Source organism: Streptomyces sp. P5F9, from assembly GCF_057961495.1.
Genome location: NZ_JBXVPZ010000546.1, coordinates 1 through 5,993, shown reverse-complemented (window position 1 = coordinate 5,993; position 5,993 = coordinate 1). Strand labels below are relative to the sequence as shown.

Annotated in this window: 4 protein-coding genes and 1 pseudogene; all 5 read right to left on the bottom strand. The window is 70.2% G+C overall.

The genetic code is table 11. The features are described from left to right. Nucleotides 1–1,723: pseudogene (locus AC31A1_RS45145) on the bottom strand (hypothetical protein); the annotation flags it as partial. A 386-nt stretch (nucleotides 1,724–2,109) separates the two neighbouring features. After that, nucleotides 2,110–3,333 carry a precorrin-6y C5,15-methyltransferase (decarboxylating) subunit CbiE gene (gene cbiE / locus AC31A1_RS45140; protein ID WP_489658888.1) on the bottom strand — a complete coding sequence of 408 codons (1,224 nt, stop codon included), beginning with the start codon at nucleotides 3,331–3,333 and terminating at the stop codon, nucleotides 2,110–2,112. 114 nt (nucleotides 3,334–3,447) lie between these two features. Next, nucleotides 3,448–4,086, bottom strand: a complete 639-nt coding sequence (locus AC31A1_RS45135) for a GNAT family N-acetyltransferase (protein ID WP_489658887.1) — start codon at nucleotides 4,084–4,086, stop codon at nucleotides 3,448–3,450. Between the two features lie 144 nt (nucleotides 4,087–4,230). Beyond that, a complete protein-coding gene (locus AC31A1_RS45130; RefSeq protein ID WP_489658886.1) occupies nucleotides 4,231–5,067 on the bottom strand; it encodes a MetQ/NlpA family ABC transporter substrate-binding protein in 837 nt (278 codons plus the stop codon). 19 nt (nucleotides 5,068–5,086) lie between these two features. Continuing rightward, on the bottom strand, nucleotides 5,087–5,920 hold the full coding sequence (locus tag AC31A1_RS45125) for a MetQ/NlpA family ABC transporter substrate-binding protein (protein WP_489658885.1): 834 nt from the start codon (nucleotides 5,918–5,920) through the stop codon (nucleotides 5,087–5,089). Nucleotides 5,921–5,993: the final 73 nt, after the last annotated feature.

Below are 5,993 nucleotides of genomic sequence, written 5' to 3'. Positions count from 1 at the left end.
GCGGTGTCTCGACTCCCGGGAAAACGGCCGGAGTCCGCTCGGCTTCCTGGATGACCGCGGTCTCGTCGACAGGGGTGTTCTCGGGGGCCGGAGGGGTTTCGAGAACCTGGTCGCGGGCGGGGGCGTACACGACGTCCTCTGCCTGGACCGGCTCCGGCACGGCTACGGCTTCGGGCTCCTGTACGACGTCATGAGCCAACACCGGCTGGGGGAGGGCATCTTGCGCGAGTACGTCTTCGGGGCCCTGAGCGAAGAGGGGCTGGGCAACCTGCTCGGCGCCGTGGACCGACTCGGCCTCAGTACCGTGCTCGTCGGCGGCGGCGAACCCGGCGTCGTAGTCCTCTCCGGCTCCCGGCGCGCCAACGGCCTCCGGCAACGCCTCGCCCTCGGAAGCGAAAGCCTCCTCGGGAACCGGCACGGCCTCTGGCTCCGGCGGGACAACATCCGCACCCGGCACGGGAACCGAAGCAACGGCCTGCTCCACCTCCTGCCCGGCAGCCACGACAAACGCGTCCCCGGGAACCGGCACGGCCTCGAAGGCACCCTCGCCCTCCGGCACGTACCCGGCGTCACCACCGTGCCCGTCGCCAACAGGCACGAACCCCGCATCGGAACCCGGCACCTCCACCTGCGCCTGCACCGGGGCCTGCGCATGGTCCTGTACCTGGGCCTGCGCATGGTCCTGCGCCTGGGCCTGCCCTGCAGCCAACTCCTCGGCGGCCTCGGGCAGTTGGCCCACCTCGGCGACACCGACACCGACGCGCCCGGAGCTCTCCGTGCTCACGTGGGCGAAAGCGGCCGCGGGCTCACCGTTGAACGACTGCTCGTGCCCCTGCCACGCCCCGCCCGCGTGGGGAGCCTGCGCCAGGTCGGCGTCCTTGCCGGTGCTCGCACCCGCGGCCATGGCCGGGCCCGGTTCCGGCTCCGGCTCCGGTACGACAACCCCGGCGTCCAGGGCCATGGCGATCCCCCCGCCGACGGGCTCACCGGCGAGCGCGCCGTCCGGTTTGCCAACCGGAACAACCGTTTCCGCTGTCGGCACCCCCGCGCTCACCGGAGCCTGGGCGCCCCAGGGAGCCGCGCCCTGCGGGGGCAGGTCGCGGAGTTGGGGTGCGTCGAAGTACTCGGGGCCGGTCGTCGGCGGGCCCGCGTGCCGTACCGGCGCCCCTGCGGGACCGCGGTCGGCGAGGGAGCGGACCGGGCTCGCGGAGGTGTCGGGGAGGGGCGGGCCGAGGTGCAGCGGTCGGCGCGGCGGGACCGGCGCGGGCGGCGGCGGTGCGGGCAGCCGGACGCCCCCCAGATCGACGGAACCGCTGTCACGGCCGGCCGTCTCGTGCGGACCCGGCTCATGCGGAGCGGGCTCGTGCTGTGCGGGCTCGTGCTGTGCGGGCTCGTGCGCAGCGGCCTCGTGCGCAGCGGCCTCGTGCTGCCCCGGTTCGTGCACAGGAGCCTCGTACGCGGCGGCCTCCTGCGCACCCGGCTCCTGCGCGGCGACCTCGTGCGGGGCCGGCGCGTGGACCGTCTCCACGACGGGCTCGGGGGCGGGAGGCGGGACCTCGTTGCCCCAGGCGCCCTGGGCGCCCGGGAGGAGCAGCAGGTCTTCGTCCTCGGCGGTGGTCTCGGAGAGGTAGGTGTACGCGCCGTGCGCGGGAACGCCTGGCTGTTCCACCATGCCTGCGTTCTCCGGCATCCCCTCGGCCGGGATCTGGCCGGTGTCGGTCATGCGCGTACCCCTCGCCCATCGGTTAGTGCTTCTACGACCCGCTCTCCGGGAACGGCGCACCGACCGCCCCGCAGTGGAGAACGAGCGTGCCTGTCCAGCGGCACGAACGACCCGACGTCAAAAGGCGACAAAGCCATTTAGACGACAAAGCCATCAACTGGCATTGTCGCGGGCGTTCGGCCGTCGCGACAGCTTGATCCGCGACGGCCCGCTGTGGACTGCGCCACGTTGCGCGTCCTCCGGTTCCGCCGTACCACACTCACCCCAAAACGGGCGGGTTTTCCGGACATTGACGAACGAAGTGCCGGGTCACCCGATGCGGTACAACAGTCCGCCAGCCTACCGCGCGCGGTACGACAACAGGATCACGGGGACGGTACGAGGGGTCAGGAAACGCGCTCCGGAAGGAGGCCGCTGAGCAGGAACGCGACGCTCCGTTCCGTCTCCGTCCAGGCCCTGGTGTCGAGTTCGACGGACTGGAGGAGGGCGCACTCCACGTGGTAGCCGTGCTCCGTGAGGTCGCGGCCGACGAGTTCGGCCTCGTCGCGGGTGGAGGCGTGCGCCACGATGCGCTGCGGGCGCCGGTCGGCGACCGCGGAGACGACGGCCACTCCCCCGCCGCCGACCCGGACCACGTCGGGTTCGGGGAGGTTCTCCAGGATGTGCGGGGCGTCGCCCTGGACGATCTGGAGGTGCACGCCGAAGCTGCGGGCGGCGGAGTCGGTGCGGGTACAGGCCTGGCTGTCGCGGTCGACGGCGATGACGGCGGCTCCGGCGCGGGCCGCCTCGATGGCGAAGGCTCCGCTGCCGCAGCCGATGTCCCACACGAGGTCTCCTACGCGGGGGCCGAGGCGGGCGAGTTGGGCGGCCCGGAGCAGATCCGTCTCGCCTTCGCCGAGCTCGCCGCCGTAGGCCTCGGCGGGCAGGGTCCAGCCGCGGGCGACCGCGGACGGGTCGCGGCCGGCGATCCAGCCCTCGGCGGTGGTTCCGGTGACGGTCGGGCCGACCGGGCCGCCCATGACGATGACGACGTTGGGGTCGCGCCAGGTGCGGTCGGCGGCCTTGTCGGAGGTGAGGACGGTGACCTGCTCGTGCTCGGTGCCCAGTTCCTCGCAGATGACGAAGGTGCGGTGGACGCCCTCCATGAGGAGACCGAGTTCGGCGGGTCCGGCGCCCGGTGAGGTGAGGACGGCGACTTTTGTGTGGGCCCGGCACACGTTCACCGCGCGTCGCAGGGTGCGCCTGTGTGCGACGACCACCTGTGCGTCGTCCCAGGGCATGCCCGCGCGGGCGAAGGCGGCGGCCACGGAGGAGACCGCGGGGATGACCTCCACCTCCAGGCCGAACTCCGGTACGCGCAGGGTCCGTACGACTCCGAAGAAGCCGGGGTCCCCGTCGGCGAACACGACCGCGGTGCCGCGGTGGCCGGCGATGCGGCGGGCGGCGAGGGCGACGCTGCCGAGGCGGATGCGCTCGGCGCGCGGTGGTACCTCGGGGAGCGCGAGATGGTGGGGCGCGCCCGCCACCAGGGTGGCGGCGGCGAGGGCGGAGCGTGCCGCGGCGGTCAGCGGAGAGCCGTCCCAGCCGATCACCGTGACGCGGTCGGCCATCGTCGTCAGTCTCCAGGGGTAATTCGCAGGTCGTCGGGGAAAGCGGCCCTACGCGGGCACCGTGAGGGTACCTGGTGCGGCTGGGCGGTGTTCCCTGTGCCGTACCCGCCGGATTCAGTTCCAGTCGGCGAGTGACGTGAAACCGTCGACGTCTTCGAGCTGTTCGGCCGTGCCCTCCAGGTCCTCCGGGAGGAGGCTCCACACGATGAAGTCGGTACGGACGTCGCTCCAGGTGCCGTCGTCGCCGTGGACATGCGCTATGCACGCGTTGCGCAGGACGCCTTCGCTGATGCAGCCGATCTTCTGGGCCACCTGCTGGGAGGCCGTGTTGTCGGCGGCGGTGCGCAGTTCGATGCGCTCCAACTTCTGGTCCCCGAACAGCCATTGGGCGGTGGCGAGCGCCGCTTCGGAGGCGTAGCCCTCGCCGCGGGCCCAGGGCGCGATGATGTACGACAGCTCGGTGGACCTGACGTGCCAGTTGGTCTTGGTCAACTGGACGATGCCGACGAGCCGTTGGGTGAGGAACTCGGTGACGGCGAGGTCGAGGCCGCGGCCCGAAGCGCGTTCGGTGGGCGCGTACTCGGTGATCCAACGGCGGGCCTGGCCCTCGGTGTAGGGCTGGGGGACGTCGGTCCAGGACCCGACCTGTTCGTCGTTCATCATCTCGGTCAGGGCGGGCACGTCGTCCTCGTCGAGGGGCCGGAGCACCAACCGCTCCGTGCTGATGGAGATGTTGGGGAAGGTGCTCGTCATGCGCCGCTCCGTAACCTTCGGAAAATGTTCCGGGCCTACCTGAACTGCCCAGCATGCAGCATGAAAGCGGGGAACCGCACCACGGGGTCCACTCATGGTGAGGGCGTGGACCCCGTGCGTGGCGATACGCCGTATACGCCCCCGTCAGCCGGAAGTGACCGGCAGGACAGAGCCCTTGTACTTCTCCGCTATGAACTTCTTCACGTCGGAGGAGACGAGAAGCTTCGCGAGCTTCTCGACGCGGGGGTCGTCCTCGTTGCCGCGTTTGACGGCCAGGAGGTTGGCGTAGGGGTTGTCCTTCGCCGACTCCAGGAGGATCGCGTCCTTGGCGGGGCTGAGGCCCGCGTCCTGGGCGTAGTTGTTGTTGATGACGGCCACGTCCAGGTCGTCGAGCGAGCGCGGAAGTTGGGCCGGGTCCAGCTCCTTGAACTTCAGGTGCTTCGGGTTGGCCGTGACGTCCGCGGGGGACGCGTCCGTGCCCGCGCCCTTCTTGAGCGTGATCAGCCCCTTGGCGGCGAGGAGTTTGAGGGCGCGTCCCTCGTTGGTGGTCTCGTTCGGCACGGCGACGGTGGCTCCGTCGGCGAGCTTCGCGATGTCCTGGATCTTCTTGGAGTACATGCCCATCGGCGGCAGATACGCCTTGACGACCGAGACCAGGTCGGTGCCCTTGGACTTGTTGAACTCGTCCAGGAAGGGCTGGTTCTGGTAGAGGTTCGCGTCCAGCGAGCCCTCCTGGAGCGCGGTGTTCGGCAGGACGTAGTCCGTGAACTCCCTGATCTCCAGCTTCAGTCCGGCCTTCTCGGCCAGGTTGTCCTTGATGTACGTCAGGACCTCGCCGGCCGGCACGGCGGTGGCGCCGACGACGAGAGTGCCGTCGGCCTCGCCACCGCTCTTGCCGGAGCCGGAGCCCGAACCGCAGGCCGTGAGGCCGAAGAAGGTCACGGCGAGTCCGGCCGCCGTGACGGCGATGCTCTTGCGCATGGTGATCCCCCGGTTCGGATCAGAAGGACGGGATGACGGAGCCGGCGTACTTGTCCTCGATGAACTTCTTCACCTCGGGCGAAGTGAGCAGCTTCGCGAGCTTCTTGACGCGCGGGTCCTTTTCGTTGCCCTTCTTCACGGCGAGGAAGTTGCCGTACGGGTTGTTCGTCGCGGACTCCAGGACGATGGCGTCCTTGGCGGGCTTCAGGCCTGAGGAGATCGCGTAGTTGCCGTTGATGACGGCCGCGTCGACGTCGTCCAGGGAGCGCGGGGTCTGGGCCGCCTCCAGCTCCTTGAACTTGAGCTTCTTCGGGTTCTTGGTGATGTCCGAGGGGGTCGCCTCGTTGCCCACACCGGACTTGAGGGTGATCAGGCCGTTCGCCGCGAGCAGCTTGAGGGCGCGGGCCTCGTTGACGCTGTCGTTCGGGACGGCGACCGTCGCGCCGCTCTTGAGGGCGTCGGCGCTCTTGACCTTGTGGGAGTAGAGGCCGAGCGGCTCCAGGTGGACCGTGACGACGGGCACGATGTGGGTGCCGTTCTTCTTGTTGAAGTCGTCGAGGTACGGCTGGTTCTGGAAGTAGTTGGCGCCCACCGAGCCGTCCTCCGTCGCCGTGTTCGGCGTGACGTAGTCGGTGAACTCCTTGACCTCCAGGTCGAGTCCGGCCTTCTTCGCCAGGTGGTCCTTGACGTAGTCGAGGATCTCGGCGTGCGGGGTGGGGCTCGCGGCGACGACCAGCGGTCCGCTGTAGTCGGAGGCCGAGGAGGAGCCCTTGTCCGAGCCGCAGGCGGAGAGCGCGAAGGTGAGCGCTCCGGCGGCGAGGACGGCGGTGGTGAGCTTTGCGGTGTTACGCACGAAAAGTGCCTTTCCTGAAGGGTGCGGCGTGGTACGACCCCGCGTTGGGTGGTGCGGGGAGCCTGTGGGGTGG

Coding starts and splice junctions, on each gene's coding strand:
- cbiE (WP_489658888.1), bottom strand. CDS start 3,333: ATGGCCGACCGCGTCACGGTGATCGGCTGGGACGGCTCTCCGCTGACC.
- AC31A1_RS45135 (WP_489658887.1), bottom strand. CDS start 4,086: ATGACGAGCACCTTCCCCAACATCTCCATCAGCACGGAGCGGTTGGTG.
- AC31A1_RS45130 (WP_489658886.1), bottom strand. CDS start 5,067: ATGCGCAAGAGCATCGCCGTCACGGCGGCCGGACTCGCCGTGACCTTC.